The sequence below is a fragment of the Kaistella jeonii genome (assembly GCF_000812865.1).
Lineage (GTDB): Bacteria > Bacteroidota > Bacteroidia > Flavobacteriales > Weeksellaceae > Kaistella > Kaistella jeonii.
Map to the genome: position 1 here is coordinate 303,884 of NZ_JSYL01000001.1, position 22,097 is coordinate 325,980.

Annotated in this window: 22 protein-coding genes; 8 read left to right on the plus strand and 14 right to left on the minus strand. The window is 35.5% G+C overall.

Annotated features, from left to right (window positions below):
- Positions 1–44: 44 nt before the first annotated feature.
- The 8 genes from OA86_RS01305 to msrB all read right to left on the minus strand — a co-directional run bounded on the left by OA86_RS01305 (position 45) and on the right by msrB (position 4,781).
- Complete coding sequence (locus tag OA86_RS01305) at positions 45–269, minus strand: DUF3253 domain-containing protein (protein WP_074781358.1); 225 nt, start codon at positions 267–269, stop codon at positions 45–47.
- 3 nt (positions 270–272) lie between these two features.
- Entirely contained in the window at positions 273–482 is a 210-nt protein-coding gene (locus OA86_RS01310; RefSeq protein WP_039347607.1) for a hypervirulence associated TUDOR domain-containing protein, read from the minus strand.
- 25 nt (positions 483–507) lie between these two features.
- Positions 508–1,053 carry a GNAT family N-acetyltransferase gene (locus tag OA86_RS01315; RefSeq protein WP_039347610.1) on the minus strand — a complete coding sequence of 182 codons (546 nt, stop codon included), beginning with the start codon at positions 1,051–1,053 and terminating at the stop codon, positions 508–510.
- A gap of 61 nt (positions 1,054–1,114) precedes the next feature.
- Positions 1,115–1,477: a nuclear transport factor 2 family protein gene (locus tag OA86_RS01320; RefSeq protein ID WP_039347613.1), complete on the minus strand. Its 363-nt coding sequence runs from the start codon at positions 1,475–1,477 to the stop codon at positions 1,115–1,117.
- A 38-nt stretch (positions 1,478–1,515) separates the two neighbouring features.
- On the minus strand, positions 1,516–2,559 hold the full coding sequence (locus OA86_RS16090; protein ID WP_039347616.1) for a bifunctional transcriptional activator/DNA repair enzyme AdaA: 1,044 nt from the start codon (positions 2,557–2,559) through the stop codon (positions 1,516–1,518).
- A 322-nt stretch (positions 2,560–2,881) separates the two neighbouring features.
- A complete protein-coding gene (locus tag OA86_RS01330) occupies positions 2,882–3,481 on the minus strand; it encodes a DUF2911 domain-containing protein (protein ID WP_039347619.1) in 600 nt (199 codons plus the stop codon).
- A 118-nt stretch (positions 3,482–3,599) separates the two neighbouring features.
- Positions 3,600–4,175, minus strand: a complete 576-nt coding sequence (locus tag OA86_RS01335; RefSeq protein WP_177187102.1) for a fasciclin domain-containing protein — start codon at positions 4,173–4,175, stop codon at positions 3,600–3,602.
- Between the two features lie 69 nt (positions 4,176–4,244).
- Positions 4,245–4,781 carry a peptide-methionine (R)-S-oxide reductase MsrB gene (gene msrB / locus OA86_RS01340; RefSeq protein WP_039347622.1) on the minus strand — a complete coding sequence of 179 codons (537 nt, stop codon included), beginning with the start codon at positions 4,779–4,781 and terminating at the stop codon, positions 4,245–4,247.
- A 90-nt stretch (positions 4,782–4,871) separates the two neighbouring features.
- Here msrB and OA86_RS01345 point away from each other — a divergent pair, with 90 nt between their 5' ends.
- Both OA86_RS01345 and OA86_RS01350 read left to right on the plus strand, forming a co-directional pair.
- Positions 4,872–5,447: an RNA polymerase sigma factor gene (locus tag OA86_RS01345; RefSeq protein WP_039347626.1), complete on the plus strand. Its 576-nt coding sequence runs from the start codon at positions 4,872–4,874 to the stop codon at positions 5,445–5,447.
- Positions 5,448–5,449: 2 nt separating this feature from the next.
- Positions 5,450–6,226, plus strand: a complete 777-nt coding sequence (locus tag OA86_RS01350; RefSeq protein ID WP_039347628.1) for an anti-sigma factor — start codon at positions 5,450–5,452, stop codon at positions 6,224–6,226.
- Positions 6,227–6,319: 93 nt separating this feature from the next.
- Here the strand turns inward: OA86_RS01350 and OA86_RS01355 are convergent, their stop codons facing one another.
- From OA86_RS01355 to OA86_RS01380, 6 genes are all read right to left on the minus strand, one after another.
- Positions 6,320–6,961, minus strand: coding sequence for an ABC transporter ATP-binding protein (locus tag OA86_RS01355; protein WP_039347632.1), 642 nt, complete (start codon positions 6,959–6,961; stop codon positions 6,320–6,322).
- 4 nt (positions 6,962–6,965) lie between these two features.
- Positions 6,966–8,504, minus strand: coding sequence for an ABC transporter permease/substrate-binding protein (locus tag OA86_RS01360; protein ID WP_039347635.1), 1,539 nt, complete (start codon positions 8,502–8,504; stop codon positions 6,966–6,968).
- An 86-nt stretch (positions 8,505–8,590) separates the two neighbouring features.
- On the minus strand, positions 8,591–9,304 hold the full coding sequence (locus OA86_RS01365; protein ID WP_039347637.1) for a YqjF family protein: 714 nt from the start codon (positions 9,302–9,304) through the stop codon (positions 8,591–8,593).
- A gap of 125 nt (positions 9,305–9,429) precedes the next feature.
- Positions 9,430–12,615: a carbamoyl-phosphate synthase large subunit gene (gene carB, locus OA86_RS01370; protein WP_039347639.1), complete on the minus strand. Its 3,186-nt coding sequence runs from the start codon at positions 12,613–12,615 to the stop codon at positions 9,430–9,432.
- 2 nt (positions 12,616–12,617) lie between these two features.
- On the minus strand, positions 12,618–13,706 hold the full coding sequence (locus OA86_RS01375; protein ID WP_039347643.1) for a carbamoyl phosphate synthase small subunit: 1,089 nt from the start codon (positions 13,704–13,706) through the stop codon (positions 12,618–12,620).
- 107 nt (positions 13,707–13,813) lie between these two features.
- Positions 13,814–14,710, minus strand: a complete 897-nt coding sequence (locus OA86_RS01380) for an aspartate carbamoyltransferase catalytic subunit (protein ID WP_039347648.1) — start codon at positions 14,708–14,710, stop codon at positions 13,814–13,816.
- Positions 14,711–14,937: 227 nt separating this feature from the next.
- Here OA86_RS01380 and OA86_RS01385 point away from each other — a divergent pair, with 227 nt between their 5' ends.
- From OA86_RS01385 to OA86_RS01415, 6 genes are all read left to right on the plus strand, one after another.
- Positions 14,938–15,354 carry a transposase-like zinc-binding domain-containing protein gene (locus tag OA86_RS01385; protein ID WP_039347651.1) on the plus strand — a complete coding sequence of 139 codons (417 nt, stop codon included), beginning with the start codon at positions 14,938–14,940 and terminating at the stop codon, positions 15,352–15,354.
- 150 nt (positions 15,355–15,504) lie between these two features.
- Entirely contained in the window at positions 15,505–16,824 is a 1,320-nt protein-coding gene (locus OA86_RS01390) for a DcaP family trimeric outer membrane transporter (protein WP_039347655.1), read from the plus strand.
- 146 nt (positions 16,825–16,970) lie between these two features.
- Positions 16,971–18,515: an MFS transporter gene (locus OA86_RS01395; RefSeq protein WP_052257354.1), complete on the plus strand. Its 1,545-nt coding sequence runs from the start codon at positions 16,971–16,973 to the stop codon at positions 18,513–18,515.
- Positions 18,516–18,571: 56 nt separating this feature from the next.
- Complete coding sequence (locus OA86_RS01400) at positions 18,572–18,799, plus strand: DUF6814 family protein (RefSeq protein ID WP_039347658.1); 228 nt, start codon at positions 18,572–18,574, stop codon at positions 18,797–18,799.
- A 250-nt stretch (positions 18,800–19,049) separates the two neighbouring features.
- Positions 19,050–21,731, plus strand: a complete 2,682-nt coding sequence (locus OA86_RS01410) for an ATP-binding protein (protein WP_039347664.1) — start codon at positions 19,050–19,052, stop codon at positions 21,729–21,731.
- Entirely contained in the window at positions 21,728–22,090 is a 363-nt protein-coding gene (locus OA86_RS01415; RefSeq protein WP_039347667.1) for a response regulator transcription factor, read from the plus strand. Before OA86_RS01410 ends, OA86_RS01415 begins: the two co-directional genes overlap by 4 nt.
- Positions 22,091–22,097 lie beyond the last annotated feature (7 nt).

Genomic DNA, 22,097 nt, shown 5'->3' on the forward strand with positions numbered 1-22,097 from the left:
TTGAGTTAAAGAGATTTACTTTTTTCGCAAACGAATTGGTCCTGTCAATTTTGAGGGTAATTTTTTTTTTCAAGACCTTTTTGCAGGACGATTAATTTACCTTCGATCAATAATTCATCGGCAACTTTTCTAACCAAATCCATTTTTTCTCGCCAATCATCCGGAAATAGTTCCCGTGCAACTTCCGACGGACAATAAGTTTTATCCAGACCGCGATCTTCCGAAAATTCGAGATGAAGCTTTTTTATTCGATCCGAATCCGTTACCATTGATCAGGCTTTTGTAACTTCACTTTCCAGTTTTAAAACTTTGGCGCCATCTTCCTGCTCGATGAGAAGTGCCTTATTGTCTTTCTCTCCTTTTCGCGTAATTTTTGAACCTTTGATGGTCTTATGAACTTCTTCAGTAAATGTTTCGATCACTTTTCCCTTTGCAGTTCCACTTCCCCATTTCCACTGCACATTTGTTCCTTTTATAATCATCTTTAGATATTTAATTAAAGAGAATTTAATGCAAATTTTGTTTCAATTTCCAGTCTTCCTTTTTAATTTGGAAAACAGTATTAGTTTTTGAATCTTCTCCAAAATAAGCAACTTCTTCTTCACCTAAATTTTCTGCACCCAGTTTATTCATGGCTTTTATAGAACGAATATTATCTTTCCCGACGTGAAAAATAACTTTATCGACGAACTGAAAAATATAATCCAACATCATTTCTTTTACTCCCGCGTTGATATTTTTTCCCCACGATTTTGTTCCATAAAAAGTATATCCTATAAAAATACTTTTATCATCTTCATTAAAATCATAAAATCTGGTACAGCCTAAAACTTCCTCCGTACGTTTATCGATGATCAAGAAAGCACCTTTACTTTCAAGTGCTCCCGTAAAAAAGTTTTCAAAAACTTCTCTCTTGTATCTTTCTTTATTCGGATGCATTGCCCAAACTTCAGGATCTGAAGCCACATCAAACAGCTCTTCGAAATCATGTTTTTCTAAAGGTACTAAATCGACATATTCGTTTTCCAGAGTCGGTTGTATTGAGAAATTCATAGCGTTAATTTTTTCAAAGATAAAAATTAGTTTTAGTTTACGTAATAATATTTTCTGAAAGTTATCCGTGGTAAACTCTGGAGAAAACGATTTTACCATTCTTTATTTCAAGGACCTCGCCGATCTGCATATCTTCTTCTCCCTCCACTTTTCGGGTATATTCCATAAAAACCTGATCGGAATCGGTAGTTAATTTATTGACTGAATATTGTAAACTGGGCAATCTTTCGAAACAGTCTTTCCACCATTTCCTCAGCGCCTCTTTTCCCTTAATTAAACCTTTCGTTTGAGGTTCGCGAAATTTTAATTTTGGACTGAAATGTTCTGCATTGTCATCATACAATTCCAGTAGATTTTCTAAATGGTGTTCGTTGAATGCTTTGAACCAAAGCGCGGCAATATTTTTTAAATCGTCGGGATTCATACGTTTACATTTTTTATTGTCTTGAAAATCTAAGTTGTTTAGAAAAGAATCGCTTTTTCCAATTCCAATAATTTTTGTTTGCGCCAGATTCCGCCACCATAACCGGTTAAAGTTCCGTTGCTGCCGATTACGCGATGACAAGGAATAATGATCGAAATTTTATTCATTCCATTTGCATTTGCGACGGCGCGAACTTTCTTAACATCGCCTAAAACTTCGGATTGTTTTTTGTAATTCCAGGTTTCACCATAAGGAATTTTTAGTAAAATTTTCCAGACACTTTTTTGAAATTCTGTTCCTACAGGTGAAAGTGGAATGGTGAATGATGTTCTGTTTCCTTCAAAATATTCTGCAAGTTCTTTTTCTAACATTTTGAAATGTGGATTTTCACCTTGAACGATGGTTGCATTTAGGGATTTTGCTAAATCTTTGAACTCGGTTTCCAACATTTTCCGATCAGTGAATTCGAGCATGCAAATTCCTTCTTCAACTGCAGCGGCATACATTGTTCCGATGGGCGTTTCAATTCTTTTTAAATCGATGATTTTTTGAGTTTTTGAATTTTTCGGAGAAACGCCAAATATGGTTTTGAAACTTTCATTAAACCCACTCAAACTTTCGAAACCGCTGTCGTAAGCTGTTTCCATAATATTATCACCTTGCTGTATTTTTTTGAACGCCGTGTTTAACCGAAACATTCTTTGAAAAGCATGAAATGTCATTCCGTGATTTTTCTGAAACCATCTTCTGATCGTTGCAGGTTCTAATCCACGTTCTTCTAAATCTATATCTTTAAATTTTAAGGAAGGATCTTCCCGCAATTCTTTTAAAATCTTCTGAATATATTCTGGAGTTTCATCTGGGTTTTCTAAAGGTTTACAAACTTTACACGGACGATAACCTTTTAAAATAGCATCTTTTGTATTTTGAAAAAATTCTACATTTTCGGGTTTGGGTTTTCGAGCCGTACAAGTTGGTCTGCAAAAAATTCCGGTGGTTTTCACGCCCATCCAGAAAACACCTTCGAAATCTTGGTTTTTGCTGAATGAAGCTTGATACATGATGTCGGTTGAAAGTTCCATGTTGTAAATTTAAAGCAAATTTACCTTAACACCAATAAGAGCGCAACCGAAAAATTGACAAGTATTTTTTTTATGATGGATTCTGGAAGTTGGATGTCGGATGTTTTCAGACTGTGGAAAGACAATTGAATTTAGATATTCAAAACCAAACTTAATTAGAAATACAACTCTTGCGTCCCGACTTGAACGGAGCTCTTTTTTATTGTTATCTGAGCGGAGCCGAAGATGATAAGAAAAAAAGCGGGAGTGGAAGACGGATGAAGACGCCCAAATAATACTTCCTTATTTTACACAAAAAAAGTGAACCGAAGTTCACTTTATATTATTTTTTAGCAGCTGCATCTTTTTCAATCTGCTTGATGTCGTTTAATTTTTCAATGATTTTTAGAACGGTTTCAGGTTTAGCTTCTTTAACTGGAACCAACACTTGAGTCATGTCCCATTTCATTGCTAAATTGGTCGTATGATCATCAACAGGTTGCAAGGAAATTTCGAAATATTCCTGTTTGTCGCTTAATTTTTGAACGAGAACTGTTACATCAGCAATATTTAATTTTTCGTCATAAGAATAGGCTCCCCATTGATCCGCGTTCGAATTCAAAATAATTTTCCATTCTTTTTCCATTGGAATTACAAATAAACTGTAAGATCCTGCCATGACCATTTTTCCTCCAAAATTAACATTTTGACCGAAAGTTATTTTTGTTGCTGCATTTGCTCCAGCTCGCCAAACTTTACTAAAAGGAACGAGATCTCCGAATATTTTTCGGCCTTTAACGCCTGGTCTTCCATACTCAACTGTTATTTTAGAAAGAGAAAATTGTTGCTCTATCATTTGTTTTGGACTTGGTGCGGGAGTTGACCACTGTGAGTAAGCTGTCACAGAAACCGCTAGAAAAGCAGTGAGAAGTAATTTTTTCATATTTTATTTAATTTGAGATAAAGATAAGAAAAAGTAAAGAATATTCTAATGCTCTTTGAAATAACAAAGCCACCTAAACCGAAATTCAGGTGACTCCATTAAAAATAAAACTATGAAACTATGGCATTAAAACCGTATCGATTACGTGGATTACGCCATTTGACTGATTAACATCTGCAATTGTAATTTTCGCAGAGTTCCCTTTTGCATCTTTTACATACATGTTCATTCCTTTCATCCAGAAAGTTAATTCTTCACCCTGAACTGTTTTTGCCATGTATTTTCCGCCGTTTTTCTTGATCCAAGTCATCAAATCTTTAGACGAAATCTTTCCCGGTACGACGTGATAAGTAAGAATTTTATTGAGCATTTCTTTGTTTTCCGGCATTAATAATGTTTCTACAGTTCCTGCAGGTAATTTTGCAAATGCTTCATTGGTCGGAGCGAAAACCGTAAATGGTCCTTTGCTTTCTAAAGTTCCTACTAAACCTGCTGCTTTTACTGCGGCAACCAAAGTGGTATGGTCTTTAGAATTCATTGCGTTTTCAACAATATTTTTAGAAGGGTACATTTGTGCTCCACCTACCATTACTGTTTTTTCTTGTTTTGCCATCTTTTGTGCGTTGGCTGTGTTTCCGATTGCTAAAGTCATTGTTAGTGCTAAAGCAGCTGTTGTGATTTTCAAGAATTTCATAATAAAAAATTTAATGTTATTGTATAATTTAATGTTGCTATAATTTACGACGTCGATTTTCTTTTGGATTTAATTTTGTGAAATTTTTAACGGTTCAAATTCCAAAGCGATAGAATTCATACAGAATCTTTTTTTGGTAGGTTTAGGACCATCATCGAAAACGTGACCTAAGTGCGCATCACATCTTCCACATCGTACTTCAGTTCTTACCATACTGAAAGATTCATCTTTTTTGTAGATAACCGATTTCGGACGGATTGGTTCATAAAAACTTGGCCAACCGCACGTACTGGCAAATTTCGCATCTGAGCGGAAAAGCGCATTTCCACAAACTGCACAATAATAAGTTCCTTTGCTGTCAAACTCATTATACTTTCCGGTAAAAGCAGCTTCCGTATCACCCAATCTTGCAACCGAATATAAATCAGAGCTTAAAACCTTTTTCCACGTTGAATTTGGAATTTTTAAAATTTTTGTATCTGTTCGGGAATAATATGGATTTATAATATTCTTTCCATTTACGACTTGCATTTTCTCTCCGAAAGCGCTACTGAGAAGACTTGTCCCCAATAATACTATCGTTGAAAATTTTATAATATCTTTCATAAAATCTGACTTTTAAAAATAATTTACGACTATAACTATAAATTGGTTTTGTTTTTGATTAAATACTTTTATATTTGCCCTTCCAACTTCATGAAAAAAGAATCTTTAAACACAGATCAACTTGTTTCCTTACTCTTGAGTAGGGATGAAAAGGGATTCAATTATTTATATGATAATTACTCACCTGCATTCTATGGGGTGATTTTTCGTATAGTAAAATATGAAGAGGAAGCTAATGAAGTTTTACAAGATACTTTTGTGAAAATATGGAATTCCATAACTTCGTTCGACCAAAATAAAGGCACGCTTTATACTTGGATGCTTAATATTGCTCGAAATTCTGCAATCGACCGACTGAAATCTAAATCATTTCAGAACGATTTGCAAAACCAAAGCATTCCAGATTTCGTAGATGATAATAAGTCACTCTCTACGGAACAGAAACATGAGTTCCAGGAAGTAGAGAAATTAGTGAACACATTGAGGTCGGACTACAGTATTTTGATCAACAAAGCTTATTTTGGAGGTTTTACGCAGGAGGAAATTGCAGAACAACTCGGGATTCCTTTAGGAACCGTAAAAACAAGAACAAGAGCAGCTTTACTAGAATTAAAAACAGTTTTAAGAGATTTTCAATTTGTTATTTTATTTTTTTTACTTAAATAATAGTGGATATTAAAAATTACATATCATCAGGAGTTATAGAAGATTACGTTTTGGGAAATTGTTCTCAGGAAGAATCCTCGATTCTAGAATGCGTGATAGCCAATAATCCAGAAGTTAAAACTGCCGTATTGGAATACCAACAAATTTTAGAAGAATTTGCGACAAAAACCGCAATCACTCCACCAGCTCACGTTAAATTGGAATTACTGAAAAACTTAGATTTTTCAGCGCCTAAAGAAATGAGTGGAAAAATAATTCCGCTTCAGACAAAGCGTGTTGAGCAAAAAACAAGTTATCAGATTCCAACCTGGATGAAGGTCGCTTCAGTTGCTGCTCTTTTTGGGTTAGGATTTTTGGGATACGAAGTGAATTCGAAAAACACAGAACTCGAGCAAATTGCTCAGAATAATACCGTTCTTGCAACGAAAGTTACCAATTTAGAGGAAATGAATTCGATGATGCAAAACTCTGTTAAGATAGAACTTAAAGGAGTTGCTAATCATCCAAATATGCTGGCCGATGTTTATTGGCACACTTCTAAAAAGGTTTTCCTGGAAATAAAAAACTTACCTGAAGCGCCAAGTGGTAAACAATATCAACTTTGGGCGATTGTTGACGGGAAACCTGTAGACATGGGAATGTATAGTGCGAATAAAGCTTCTACCATTCAGGAAATGAAATCGGTAACTAATGCAAAAGCTTTCGCAATAACTCTTGAAAAGGAAGGTGGAAACCCTACTCCAACAATGGGTGAAATGTATGTGATGGGTACAATTTAATGAGAAAAATATTTAGAAAATATAGAAGCGAAGATTTATTCTTCGCTTTTTTTTATATAGAAATCTGAATAATGAAATTTTCTGCTAAACTTTTTATAACTGCAAAATGTCAGTTGATAAAACCTCGGCTTCCCGTTTAGAGTGCGTTACCATTACAAAAGTAGTTTTCAATTTTTCGTGGATGTCTTTTACTAAAAGCTGTAATTTGTCACGCGTTTCGCTGTCTAACGCAGAAAAAGGTTCGTCCATCAAAACAATTTTTGGGTCGTGCGCAATTGCACGGATAATTCCTACGCGTTGTTTTTGTCCACCACTAATTTCATCCGGGAATTTTTTTAATAGATCTTCTCTCAACCCAACTAAATGCAGCAGATCTGAAATTTTCTCTTCGCAAAAAGCATCGGATTTTTTCAATAATTTTAAACAGTAGATCATATTCTGGTACACAGTGAAGTGCGGAAACAAGGAATTTCCCTGTAAAACATAACCCATTTCTAATCGTTTCTGAATTAAATTTTCTGCGTTTAGAATCTCACCATCAATTTTGATCAAACCACTTTCCGGTGTTAAAAGTCCATTGATAAGACGCAGTAATGTTGATTTTCCGCTTCCACTTTCACCCAAAATGCAGGTAAAACTTCCTTTCTCAAAATCTGCAGAAAAGTTATTTAAAATTTTTTGCGAACCGTAAAAGAAATTGATATTTTGAACTGAAATTACCGCCTTGTTTTCCATTCTTTTAGTTTACAGTTTTTAGGAAATTTTTTGCCACTTCTGCCGGACTTTTCTTTTCAATCTCAACTTCATAATTAAGCTGCTGCATTTTTTCGGTTGAAATCTTAGTCTGAAACTTATTTAAAAGAGTTTCTATTTCAGGGTATTTTTCTAAAATCTCCTGCCGAATTACGATCCCGGCTTCATAGCTTGGGAAATAATTTTTATCGTCTTTTAAAACTTTCAGATTTAAATTTTTGATCTGTGCATCGGTTGTGAAAACATCAACTGCATTTATTTTTCCTTCCTCAAAAGCTTTGTAACGAAGATTAATATCCATTTCCTCTAATTTTATAAACTGAAAAGGATATAATTTCTTCAACCCTGGAAAAGCGTCACTTCTCTCAAAGAAATCGAATTCTGCACCAAAAGTATAGTTGCTACTTTTCAATGCGAGTTCTGTATAAGTAAGGATATTATTTTTCTGAGAATCATTTTTACTGATCGCCACACCATAGGTATTATTGAAACCTAAAAGTCCGAGCCATTTTAATTTGAATTTATTTTGGTAAATTTTATTTAATTCATCAAAATTGATAAGGTGATTTTCCGGCAGCTTTTCCTTTAAAACATTGAGCCATGCAGTTCCCGTATATTCCACGTAAACATCTAAATCTTTAGAAAGCATTGCAGGATGAATGTTGGTCGTACCACCGCCGATTCCGAATTTCCGAACCACTTTAATATCGGTATTATTCTCAATTTCCTGGGAGATAATTTCTCCTAAAATAAATTGTTCACTCGTCGGTTTTGACGCCACGACAATGGTTTTAACACTGTTCGAACTTAGTGGATTTAGATAAATAACAGCTGCAATAGATAAAATTAAAACAGCCACGGTTGGGAAAATAATTCTGTTTTTCTGACGCTTAGTAGCATTTTTAGAAATCACTCTCAGCAAACTTTGATCTTTTTCAAACTGGCCGATCCATTGATCACCTAAAATTGCAAAGAGGGAAATACCTAACGATCCGGTTACAATCAATCCGGTATTCATCGTGTTCAAACCACGGAAAATCGCCTGTCCCAATCCTCCTGCACCGATCAGTGCAGCTAAACCAGTCAATGCGACGATCATGACAACGGTGATTCGCAAACCCGATAAAATAGAAGGTAAAGCAAGCGGAAAATAAATATTTCTGAAAACTTGACGTTTCGTAGAACCCAACCCTTCAGCAGCTTCCACCAATTGAGCCGGAACTTCCTTTAAACCGCTGTACGTACTTCTGACAATGGGAAGCAATCCGTAAATAATTAAAACAATTAAGGCATTTTTCAATCCAATTCCAACCAACGGAATTAACAATCCAAACATTGCAATCGACGGAATAGTGTACAGAAAGTTGATGAGCGGAAGAATAATTTTTCGGCTTTTGGAAGAGTAAAAAACAAAAATACCGATGAGAATACCGAGAAAAGTTACAGCCAGAAGTGAACCTAAAGAAAGAAGCAAGTGTTCCGCTAAAAGTTGAAGATAATAAATGCGGCGCTCCCAAAAATCCATTTAAATAATTTGATACAAGATAAAAATTATATTTTTTGTGCGCAATATGAATTGAGAATCTTCATTATTTAACAGTACAACTTTTCTTACAACTTTATTTTACGTTTGGCTTCGATACTTATCGCCGAACCTTCAGCGAGAAAAACTGAAGTAGGTTCTAAATCTTTAACGAAGGCGAATTCTTTTCCATAAACAGCTTCAAAATCAATAGTTGAAGTATTAGTCAGCACTTCATATTGTCGCCATCGCGGATGTTTCACTTGATATTCAATCGTTTCTGTTTCGCTCACTTTGTTATATCCGAAATAATGTTCTGTCATAAACTCAGCTTCTGAACCAATTTTAATTTCGATCGGATCTTTATGAGTTTCTACATGAATCGTATTCCATTTATTATTGACTTTCCATTGGTAGATGAACTCCCGCGAATTGTCTTGGATTTTCAAAGTATGTTTCATGGGAAAAGTTTCATAATGCTCATTGTAAAAAGTATTTGCTACAAATGAAATCGCAAACTTCGGCACAATTTCACTGATGAAAACAGCACCTCTTTTCCATGCTCCATTTTCAAACCGTTTTACATAAAATCTTAAATTAACTTCTTCAAAATCGGTATGAAAAGGAATTTTAAGACCTAAAACTTTTACCTTTTCGAAAAGAAAACCAATAAAACTAACGTAACATTTACCTTCGAAAAAATCCAGTTCTGTTCCAGAAGGAACATATTTTTCCAGAATTTTTGGATCAATCACGTAATTGATCATGGCTAAATTATTCCATTCGGCGGTGAGGAAACTCATATTTGTTTGCTGTAAAATTATATGTAAAAATAGACATTAAAAAAACCTTCAATCTTTTAAAAGGATTGAAGGTTTCTATTGGTATTAAACTTTGTCAAAGGTTTTCTACATAGAAGAAGTGTAATTTACATCTGTTCCATTTTAAAACTCATACTTTCAATGACTTTTAAAATCGCTTCAACCGTATCCATTGAAGTCAAACAAGGAACACCATTTTCAACCGAAGTTCTTCTTATTTGGAAACCATCTCTTTCGGATTGTTTCCCTTTGGTCATGGTATTGACGATGTATTGAACTTTTCCGGTTTGAATGAGATCGATCAAATTAATTTCCGGATTTTCTTCAATTTTATAACCGATTTTTGTACGAACGCCGTGTTCTTCAAAATAATTGGCAGTTCCCTCGGTTGCCCAAATTTTGAATCCAATTTCCTGAAATCTTCTGGCCAATTCACACGCTTCTTCCTTATGTTTATCGGCAACCGTAAAGAGAATTGCTCCGTGTAAAGGAACTTTTCTTCCAGCTCCGATCAAACCTTTGTACAGGGCTTTTTCTAAAGTTACATCTTTCCCCATTACTTCTCCAGTGGATTTCATTTCTGGTCCGAGAGAAATATCTACTCGCGTTAGTTTTGAAAATGAGAAGACCGGAACTTTTACATAAACTCCTTCTTTCACAGGAGCTAAACCGTTTTTGTAACCGAGATCTTTTAATTTTTGTCCTAGGATTACTTTTGTGGCTAAATTCGCCATAGGAATTTCTGTAATTTTAGATAAGAAAGGAACGGTCCTACTCGATCTTGGATTTACTTCAATCACGTAAACATTACCCTCAAACAAAACATACTGAATATTCATTAGACCAATAATATTCAATCCTTTCGCCAATCTTTCGGTATAATCAACTAAGGTTGCGATCTGTTCAGCGTTTATATTTTGTGGTGGATAAACTGCAATAGAATCTCCGGAATGAACTCCAGCTCTTTCGATATGCTCCATAATTCCGGGAATTACAACCGTTTCACCATCGCAAATGGCGTCAACTTCAACTTCTTTTCCGGTTAAATATCGGTCTATCAAAATTGGATGTTCCGAATTTTCTTTCACCGCATTCGTCATATAATGCGCGAGTTCAGCATCATCATAAACTATTTCCATGGCTCTTCCACCCAAAACGTAACTTGGACGAACCAAAACCGGGAAACCAATTTCGTTTGCAATAACCAGCGCTTCTTCTTTCGTAAAACAGGTTTTTCCCAAAGGTTGCGGAATTCCCATTTCCTGAAGCGCAGCTTCAAATTTATTTCTGTTTTCAGCGCGATCTATATCTTCCAGAGAAGTTCCTAAGATCTGAACGCCGTGTGCAGCCAATTTATCTGCTAAATTAATGGCGGTTTGTCCACCAAACTGAACGACAACTCCTTTTGGTTTTTCAAGTTCGATGATGTTCATTACGTCTTCTTCCGTAATGGGCTCGAAATATAATTTGTCGGAAATCGAGAAATCTGTAGAAACTGTTTCCGGATTATTATTAATGATAATCGCTTCGTAACCCATTTCTTTAATCGCCCAAACCGAGTGAACCGTGGCGTAATCGAATTCTACACCTTGTCCAATTCTGATTGGACCAGAACCCAGAACGATGATTTTTTCTTTATCAGAAGGAACACTTTCGTTTTCCTCTTCATAAGTTCCGTAGAAATATGGAGTTTCACTTTCGAATTCTGCGGCGCAAGTATCTACCATTTTATAAACCGGCATTACTCCATTATTTTTCCGATATTCAAAAATTTCTTTTTGATTAGAATCCCACAATGTTGCGATACTCATATCTGAAAATCCTAATTTTTTAGCTTCCAGTAAAGTTTCTTTGTCAAATTTATTTTCTGCGATAACTTTTTCAAAATCGATGAGTTTTTTAATTTTCCAGATGAAGAATTTATCGATCTTGCTCCACTCAACTATTTTTTCCCATTCGTAACCTCTTCTCAAAGCATCACCAATAATGAACAAACGCTCATCGTCACAAACTCTGATTCTTCTTTCGATTTCCTCGTCAGTTAAAGCTGCAGCGTCTTTTGATTTTAAACCAATATGTCTCAAACCAGTCTCCAAAGAACGGATGGCTTTCTGCAATGATTCCTCGAAATTTCTTCCGATTGCCATAACTTCGCCAGTTGCTTTCATTTGAGTTGAAAGTCTTCTATCAGCAGTTTCAAATTTATCGAAAGGGAAACGTGGAAATTTCGTTACGACATAATCCAAAGCGGGTTCGAAACATGCGTACGTTTTTCCTGTTACAGGATTCATAATTTCATCTAATGTCAAACCGACCGCAATTTTAGCCGCAATTTTCGCAATGGGATAACCGGTTGCTTTACTCGCCAAAGCCGATGAACGCGAAACTCTTGGATTCACTTCGATGATATAATAATTGTAAGAATGCGGATCCAAAGCCAACTGAACATTACAGCCGCCCTCAATTCCTAATGCGCGAATAATTTTTAAGGATGAGTTACGCAACATTTGATATTCCCGATCAGAAAGCGTTTGCGAAGGCGCAACTACAATCGAATCTCCGGTATGAATTCCCACCGGATCGATGTTCTCCATATTACAAACCACAATCGCGTTGTCGTTTTTGTCACGCATTACTTCGTATTCAATTTCCTTATATCCAGCGATGGATCTTTCAACCAAACACTGGCGAACCGGACTATATTTCAATCCAAAACTCGTGATTTCTTTTAATTCTTCAATCGTATGAGCAATTCCACCACCTGTTCCACCCATTGTAAAAGCGGGACGAACAATCAAAGGAAATCCGATTTTCTGGGCAAATTTTAAGGCACCTTCAACATCATTTACAATATCAGAATCTGGAACGGGTTCGTTTAATTCGTGCATTAAATTCCGAAACAAATCGCGGTCTTCAGCTTGATTAATGGCTGAAAGTTTCGTTCCTAAAACTTCCACTTTACATTCTTCCAGAATTCCGGAATTCTGTAATTCTACCGCCATGTTTAATCCAGTTTGTCCGCCCAATGTTGGCAAAAGCGCATCTGGACGTTCTTTGCGGATAATATGACTTACGAATTCCAGAGAGATTGGTTCAATATATACTTTGTCAGCAATTTCAACATCCGTCATAATCGTTGCCGGATTTGAATTGATGAGAATTACTTTGTAACCTTCTTCTCTTAAAGATAAGCAAGCCTGAGTTCCTGCGTAATCAAATTCTGCGGCTTGCCCAATGATGATGGGACCACTTCCTATTACTAAAATTGTTTTTATATCTGTACGTTTTGCCATCTTTAATTCAATACTTTTTTAGATTTAAATTCTTCCATCATTTCAATAAACTGGTCGAATAAATAATTTGCATCTTCCGGACCTGGACTTGCTTCCGGGTGATATTGTACGGAGAAACAAGGATGAATTTTGTGTTTCAAACCTTCGTTTGTTCGGTCATTTAAAGCGATGTGTGTTTCTTCTAAATCGGTTTTCTCTAAAGATTCCTGATCCACCGCATAACCGTGATTTTGGGAAGTAATCGCTACTTTATTTTTCTTTAAATCTAAAACTGGATGATTTCCGCCACGATGTCCGAATTTCAATTTAAAAGTTTTCGCACCACTTGCCAAAGCGATCAACTGATGACCTAAACAGATTCCGAAAATTGGAACTTTACCTAAGGTATTTTGAATCATTTCAATCGATCCCTTTACATCTTCGGGATCACCGGGACCGTTGGAAAGCATGACGCCATCTGGATTAATCAACAAAATTTCTTCAGCTGTTGTATCTTGCGAAACTACGGTTACATCGCAATCTCTTTGGGTAAGTTCGCGCAAAATTCCCGATTTTGAACCATAATCTACTAAGACCACTTTCAAACCTCTTCCCGGACTTGCGTAAGCCTTTTTGGTGGAAACCTGGGCGACCTGGTCAGTTGGAAAATCCGTAGCTTTTAAACTTTCAATTATTGAATTTTCATCAGCATCTTCCGCAACGATTTTTCCTTTTACAACTCCTGAATTTCGGAGAACTCTTGTCAATCTTCTGGTATCGATCCCAGAAATTCCGGAGAGGTTTCTCTTTTGAAAAAATTCATCGAGATCCATTTGAGTTCTGAAATTGGAGGGAAAATCGCAAACTTCTTTTACGATTAAACCTTTGATGGCAGGTTCGATACTTTCGTAATCATCGCGGTTAATTCCGTAATTTCCGATGAGCGGATACGTCATGCAAACGATTTGTCCACAATAGGACGGATCTGATATCAATTCCTGATAACCCGTCATTCCGGTGTTGAAAACGACTTCGCCTTCAATGTCCTGATCGGCTCCGAAACCTTTGCCGTGGAAGACTTCACCGGATTCTAATACTAATTTCTTTTTCATTTTTACTTTTTATCTCTACTATTAAACCAACTGCCAAAAACTCTTTCATTTTTTTTGACAATTTTTCAGTTACATGGCTCTTTTTACTTTTTACTTGGCTCTTCTTATTACTCGAACTCAAAACCTTTTGCTTCCAAAGCTGTTTTCAAAATAGCCATTCTGGCGAAAACGCCATTTTCCATTTGTTTGAAAATTCTGGAGCGTTTGCATTCTACCAATTCGTCATCAATCTCCACACCTCTGTTGATCGGCGCTGGATGCATAATGATGGCATTTTTTTTCATTGCTTTTTCACGCTCTTTGGTCAAACCAAATTTTCGGTGGTATTTTTCGGGAGACAATTTTAATTGCTCGTCGCTTTCGTGTCTTTCGTACTGAATTCTCAACAACATCAAAACATCAACTTCTTTTACCAGATCGTCGATGGCTAAGTAGGTTCCATTGATAATTGCTCCCTCATCAAACCATTGTTCAGGTCCGGAGAAATAAACTTTTGCGCCTAATTTTCTTAATACTTCTGCGTTTGAGTTTGCAACCCGACTGTGTTTTACATCACCGACAATTCCTATTTTCAAGCCTTCGAATTTTCCGAATTCCTGTTGAATCGTCATTAGATCGAGCATATTTTGGGATGGATGATTTCCTGTTCCATCGCCACCATTAATAATAGAAATGTCAATTCCTTTGAACTCATCATAAAATTTTTCTTTTTTATGACGGATCACGCAAAGATCAATTCCGATACTTTTCAAAGTTTTCACGGTGTCATATAAAGATTCTCCTTTATTTACAGAGCTTGCGGTGATATCAAAGGGAACTACATTTAATCCCAATTTTCTTTCGGCAACATCAAAACTTGTTTTTGTTCGCGTGCTGTCTTCAAAAAAAAGATTGGCAACATAAATCTCCTTTTTAGCTTTAAGGACTTTACCTTTTGAAAACTCGTCGGCTTCCTTAAGCAATTTATTAATTTTGTCAACGGACAGATCGGATGTTCTAAGCATAATTTTAGTTTTTAAATAAAAAAAAACGAAGCCAAAACGGCTTCGTTATCAATAAATATCGTGATTATTGGCATCGCTGCCTTTATGTAAATTGTCTAATGGAAATATTCTTTTCATTAGGTGCAAAGATAGAATTTTATTTCAAAAGTCACAATATTTAAAATAAGTATCGCTGTTAAATTTTAAAGTTTGCTAATTTAATATATCTTTGCTAAAAAGATATAGTTATGCCAAATTCCTGTCCTAAATGTAAGGAGAAAAACATTGTAAAAAGTGGTATCATCAATGAGAGACAACGATTTCTATGTAAGGATTGCAGCTACTATTTCACCGTCAAAAAATTAGGCAAACAAATAGATGATTATGTTGTCACCAAAGCGCTCCAACTCTATCTGGAAGGTTTAAGTTATCGCGAGATTGAGAGAATCATTGGTGTTTCTCACAACACGGTGAGTTCCTGGATCAAAAAGTACAATATCACAAGACCGCCTCACTCTGATTTTCATCCGGTTTATAAAGTTTTCAAACATACCGAACTTTTGGAATATATGTCAAAGGAGGAAAACATAAAAGGTTCAGGACTTGTCATCACTGAGTTTGGCGATAAATATATGATGATCAAATGGGAGCGGTTTAAAAAATAAAATAACTTTTACAATGCGCTGTTTTCTTCACTTTTAAAAATCTATTTTCAAAAACTATATTCAGACCACTGATATATATTAAATTTCCTCAGTTAAATTTTTAGTTTCAATTTCGTTTCTACAAAAAAACAAACTAAAAATTATAAAACTATGAAGAAAACTACTATTTCATTGGGAATTGTTTCTTTTCTATTATTTTCCGGAAAATTAATTTCACAGGTAACCCCTTCAAATGAAGATCTATTAAGAAGAATTGAAGCATTAGAAGCTGAGAAAGCTAATCCGAAAGAATGGGACGCTTCATTATACGGCTGGGTTCGAACAGAATATAATTTTGATAGCAGACAATCTGCTTATTCCAGAGAATTTCAACTCAACCTTTATCCACTTGATGAGAAATTAGATGCGAACGGGAAAGACATCAATGGTGCTGGAGGAAGTAACTTTTTAGCAATCACGTCCAGAGTTGGAATTAGATTTAAAGGTCCAGATGTTTGGGGCGCAAAAGCTACAGGAAATATCGAAGCTGATTTCTTCGGAAATACAGAACTCAACAAAACTTCAGGAGGAAGCGGAAGTACTGGATTAATGAGACTTCGCCATGCTACAGCGACTTTGACATGGCCGAAAACCGCAGTAACTTTTGGACAAACCTGGTATCCTTCTGTCATTTCTGACGTTTTCCCAGGAGTCATTAACTTTAATAGTGGAATTATGTTCAATCCTTTTGGTTGGGCAGGTCAAGTTAGAGTTGCTCAAAAATTGACTCCCGAATTAACTTTAAGTATTGTCGCATACAAAGACCGGGAATTTCAAACTGCAAATGCAACAGGTGCTTCTGCGAACAGCGCGACTTTCAATTCTTCTATTCCCACGTTCCACGGACAATTACAATACAAAACAAAAACAATTACGACCGGAGTTGGTGCAGAATACCAATCTTTGAAACCGGTTATTGAATCGGCAGGTTTAGTTTCCACTGAAAAAGTAAATTCTGAGATGTTTTTCGGATATTTTAAATATGCGAACGATAAGATCATCACCAAATTATATGGAATTACTGGTGGAAACCTGAATCATCTGGTAATGCTCGGAGGTTTCGCAGGATATACAGAACCAAACGGACAGGAATCTTACAAACCAACCAAGACCTCTGCTTTTTGGGTGGATGTCGCAAGTGCAAATTCGAAAATTGCTCCAGGAGTTTTCTTTGGTTATACCAAAAATTCGGGAGTTGATGCTGGTTTTAAAAACCTTTACGTGAGAGGTTCTTCTGGACCAAGAATTCTTGATGCGGTTTGGCGCGCTTCTGCGAGAGTCGAATTCAAACAAAATAAATTTAATATCGCACCGGAAATCGAATATACCGCTGCAAAATGGGGCGATACAAATACAGAAGCTAAAGCCGGAAATAATAGTAAAGATGTCGGAAACTTGCGCGGAATGGTGAGGGTGATGTATTCATTTTAAAAATAATTCAACTCAATTTCTTTGTCATTCACAAAATTTTAAAAAACAAAAACAAATAAATTATGGCCAAAAAATTTGCAACCCAACTGGAGCATGATGCTTATGTTGAAGAGAAAAAGAAAAACAGAACGATTTGGGGTGTCATCATGGCGTCGTCTCTAGGAACCTTGATTGAATGGTATGATTTCTATATTTTCGGGAGTTTAGCTGTGGTTTTAGCTACAAAATTTTTCCCGGCAGATAATCCTACTGCGGCATTTCTATCTACGTTGGCAACTTTCGCTGCAGGATTTGTAGTAAGACCTTTCGGAGCATTATTCTTCGGAAGATTAGGAGATATCATCGGTAGAAAATATACATTCCTGGTCACTTTATTGATCATGGGATTTTCGACATTTTTAATTGGGTGTGTTCCAGGTTATGAAACCATAGGATTTCTCGCCCCAGTTTTAGTGTTAATCCTAAGACTTTTACAAGGTCTTGCTTTAGGTGGAGAATACGGAGGAGCCGCAACTTATGTCGCAGAATACTCCCAACCACACCGAAGAGGTTATTGGACTTCCTGGATTCAAACGACCGCAACAGCAGGTTTATTTATTTCCCTCATCGTAATTTTGGTCACTAAAACGTCTCTGTCTGCTGAAGAATTCGACAGTTGGGGTTGGAGAATTCCCTTCTGGATCTCTATCTTAATGGTGGGTGTTTCTTACGTAATCCGTAGAAATATGAAAGAATCTCCTCTTTTTGCTCAGGCTAAAAAAGAAGGTAAAACTTCAAAAAATCCTTTAAAAGAAAGTTTCGGAAATAAATTCAATTTTAAATTCGTTTTGCTTGCATTATTTGGAGCCGTAATGGGACAGGGAGTTATTTGGTACACTGGACAATTCTACGCCATGAGTTTCATGCAAAAAGTAATGAATATAGACTCTGCTCAAGTCGATACAATGATGGCTCTCGCTTTATTTATGGGAACTCCATTATTTGTACTTTTCGGTTGGTTGTCTGATAAGGTGGGTAGAAAACCTATTATGATGATTGGAATGCTGATCGCAATTATAGCGTATCGACCAATTTATAAAACCATGTACAAGTCTGTAAATATTGAAACTAAAGTTCTAGCAAAAAATGGATTAACTGAAAAAAGAACCGCAAAAGTTCACGCCAAAATTGCCACAGACAGTGTTGTTACTTTTCATCAGGAAAAAATATTTGAAGATGGAACTTTAATGAAAAGAGACAGTATTGTTCATTGGGCAGCAGCAGGACCGATCATTAAAGATGGTAAACCTGAAGCACCGCTCATTAAAGAAGCAATCACGGTAAATCCTGATACGAGATGGTTATTGGTCTTCTTAGTCTTTATACAAGTCGTTTTTGTAACCATGGTTTATGGACCGATCGCAGCATTTTTGGTAGAAATGTTCCCGCTGAAAATTCGATATACTTCGATGTCGTTGCCTTATCATATTGGTAATGGAGTGTTTGGAGGATTGCTTCCCGCAGTCGCTACTTATTTGGTAACTTCGGGAAAAGATGCAGGTCATTCTGAATGGTATCTCGAGGGACTTTGGTACCCAATTGTAGTTGCAGGAGTCTGTCTCGTCATTGGAACGCTTTATTTAAAAACTAAAAACAAAAGTTTAGAGGAAGATAAATTTGTAGAAACACCGGCTGAAAGTCCTGTAGTTTAAAAAATGACCTTCTCTACATATCTTTAAAAATTTAAGTAACTTTAAAAAACAAAAAAATGGATCAAGTAAAAAAAATATTAGGAATTGTCTGGTTAATCTTAGCTTTGGTAGTTGCCTATTACGGATTAACGGTTTTCGGAATTCCAAAAGTAATGTCTGACAAACAGGAAGATCATGTTTTCGGCTGGATCATCCTCACCGTTCTAATGCCGATCATCGTGGGAGGTTTAGGAATTTTCGGGTGGTATTCATTCAAAGGAGAATATTCTGACAGAAATATGTAATTAAAAAATGATAGGAAAAGCAGCGGGAAATTCGTTTCCCGTTCTTTTCTTTTAATTATCAATATGAAAAAAAGGCATCAACAAAAACTGGTTATTTTAAGCATTTCATTGTTTGTTTTATTCAATGCACCGGTTTTGCTTTTGTTTAACAGCGCTGATCATTTTATGGGATTCCCTATCATTTACGGTTATATTTTTATCGTTTGGACGCTTTCAGTTCTCAGTTCCTTCATCATTTTCAAAAAATTTCATGAATAGTTATATGCTTTTCGCACTGGTTGTACTCTACTTGGGACTTCTGTTTTTCATTGCACATTTTGCCGAGAAGAAGAGAAGCAGCTTTTGGGTGAACAATCCTTACGTTTATGCGCTGTCTTTGGCAGTTTACTGTTCAGCCTGGACTTATTATGGAAGTATTGGTGTTGCGGCAAATCAAGGTCTTGAATATATGGCGATTTACATTGGACCAATCATTATTATTCCAGCATGGATTTATATTAACACAAAAATCATCAGAATTTCCAGGGTTAATAAAATCAGTAGTATCGCAGATTTTATTTCTTTAAGGTACGGAAACAGCCGATCATTAAGCGCATTGATTGCATTGGTTTGCATGATTGCGATTATTCCTTACATCAGTTTGCAGATCAAAGCGATTTCCGAAACTTTTCATTTGATTACAGAAACTGATCAATCCGATAATATACTCTTTGATTCAGCAACTTATGTCGTATTAATTATCGCCCTGTTTTCTTCGTATTACGGAACAAAATATGTTGATGCCTCGGAAAAAAGACTCGGAATAATCTCAGCAGTTGCAGTCGAAAGTTTTCTGAAATTAATTTTCTTTATCATCTTGGGAATCTTCGTTGTTTATGGCGTTTTTAATGGTTTCGAAGATATCTACACTCAAGCTTCAAAATTACCAGATTTCGCAGCTAAAAATACCTTCAATGGTTTGGAAGGAAGCTTTAATTGGTTTTTGATGTCGATGCTTTCCATGTCTGCAATCTTCCTTTTACCGAGACAATTTCACACAGCAATTATTGAAAACAGAAAAGAAAAACACCTTCGAACTGCGATTTGGCTTTTTCCACTTTATTTATTGATTTTCAACTTTTTTGTCTTCCCAATTGCGTGGGGTGGAAAAATTTTATTTCTAAACGAAAATGTAAATGCAGAACTCTACTCTATTTTGATTCCACAAAAATTTGGTAATACTTTTATTGCCGTAATGGTTTTTTTTGGCGGATTAAGTGCTTGTATTTCAATGATCATTATTTCAAGTATTTCCCTTTCGATTATGCTTTCAAACAATATCATCATTCCTTATGGATGGCTGGATAAATTTAAAATTAATTCAGATGTTGATAACACCAAAACCATTTTTAATATCAGAAAAATAAGCATCTTTCTTTTAATTATAACGGGATTTATCTTTTATAAATATTTGATAGTGGGTAAAACTCTATTTAGTATTGGCTTAGTTTCTTTTGTTCTCATTGCACAATTAGCACCCTCTTTTTTCGGAGCTATTTTTTGGCGTCGGGGAACTTACGCAGGTTCATTGGTAGGAATTTTAGCCGGAATAATAATCTGCTATTTTGGATTGGTATTACCAAGTTTTTCAGATAATTTTATCCAAAGTAGCTTTTATAACAGCAGTGTCTTTAGTTTTTTTTCAATACCCTATTTATCTCCAATTTCACAAATTTTCTTCTGGAGTTTCTTCGTAAATATTTCCTTATTCACTTTAATTTCAACGAATACACTTTCCAATTATCGGGAACGAAACTATGCTGAGTTGTATGCTGATATTGATGATTATATTCAAAATCACGAAAACGCTTATATCTGGAAGGGAACAGCGAACATTTCAGATATCAAAAAGATTTTAGTCAAATTTTTGGGTGATAAAAAAACACAGCAAGCCTTAAAAATTTTTAACTTAAAATATAATATTACCAATGAGAATGACACTGCAGATTCCCGTTTCATCAAATTTTCAGAAAATCTTTTAAGTGGGAGAATCGGTACTGCTTCTGCAAAAATTTTAATTGAAGGCGTAACCAAAGAAGACAAAATTTCCCTGCCGGAAGTTTTAAAAATATTAGAAGAATCTAAAGAAAACATTTCTCTTAACAAACAATTGAGCGAACAATCAAGTCAGCTTTTGAAACTTTCAGATGAATTACAAAATGTTAATGAACATCTGGTTGTAAAAGATCAGCAAAAAGATGAATTTCTAGACAGTGTTGCGCACGAACTTCGAACGCCAATTACTGCAATTCGTGCAACGAGTGAAATTCTTTTGGATGATGAAGATATGCCTCCAGAATTAAAGAAAGATTTCCTGGAAAACATCATCTCAGAATCCGACCGTTTAACTGAAATCATCAATGATATTCTCTATTTAGATAAACTGGAAACTGGAACGATTTCATTAAATATCAAAGAAAACAATATCATTGAAACTTTTAAAAAATCTGTAAAACCTCTGATTCATCTCTTCGAAAAAAGACATCTTCATCACTCTGAAGTTCATCTTTTAGAGAATGAAATCTTCGAATACGACGAACCAAGAATGATTCAGGTATTTCAAAATATTTTAGGAAATGCGTTAAAATTCACGAACGATCAGGGAATGATCCAAACCAAATTTCAGCAAAAAGAGGGTCAACTAAAAATTTCAATTTTCAATACCGGAAAAACTATTCCGGAAGAAGATGTGGAATTTATCTTTGATAAATTTTATCAGTCGAAAAATCAAAATCTTCGCAAACCAATTGGAAGCGGACTAGGTTTAGCGATTTGTAAAAAAATAATGATTGCCCAAAATGGCGACATTGAAGTTAAAAATAAAGAAATCGGAGTAACGTTTGAGATTTATTTGCCAATAAAAAAAGACGAAGAAAAAGAAGAAATGATATGAAAAAAATATTAATCGCCGACGACGAACATAAGATCATCATGACTTTGGAGTATGCCTTTCGCAAAGCTGGTTATGAAGTATTTATTGCACGAGACGGTTCCGAAGTTTTAGAAATTTTAAAAACTGAAGTTCCAGACATGATCTTACTAGATATCATGATGCCTAACGTTGACGGCTATACAACGCTTTCTGAAATTAAAAAAAATAAAAATCTGGCCCGAATTAAAGTTATTTTCCTCTCCGCAAAAACGGGAGAAGCAGATATTAAAAAAGGGTTAGATCTGGGTGCAGACGATTATATCACCAAACCCTACTCTATTAAAAAATTGACGGAAAGAGTTGAAGAATTGTTGAAATAAATAAAAA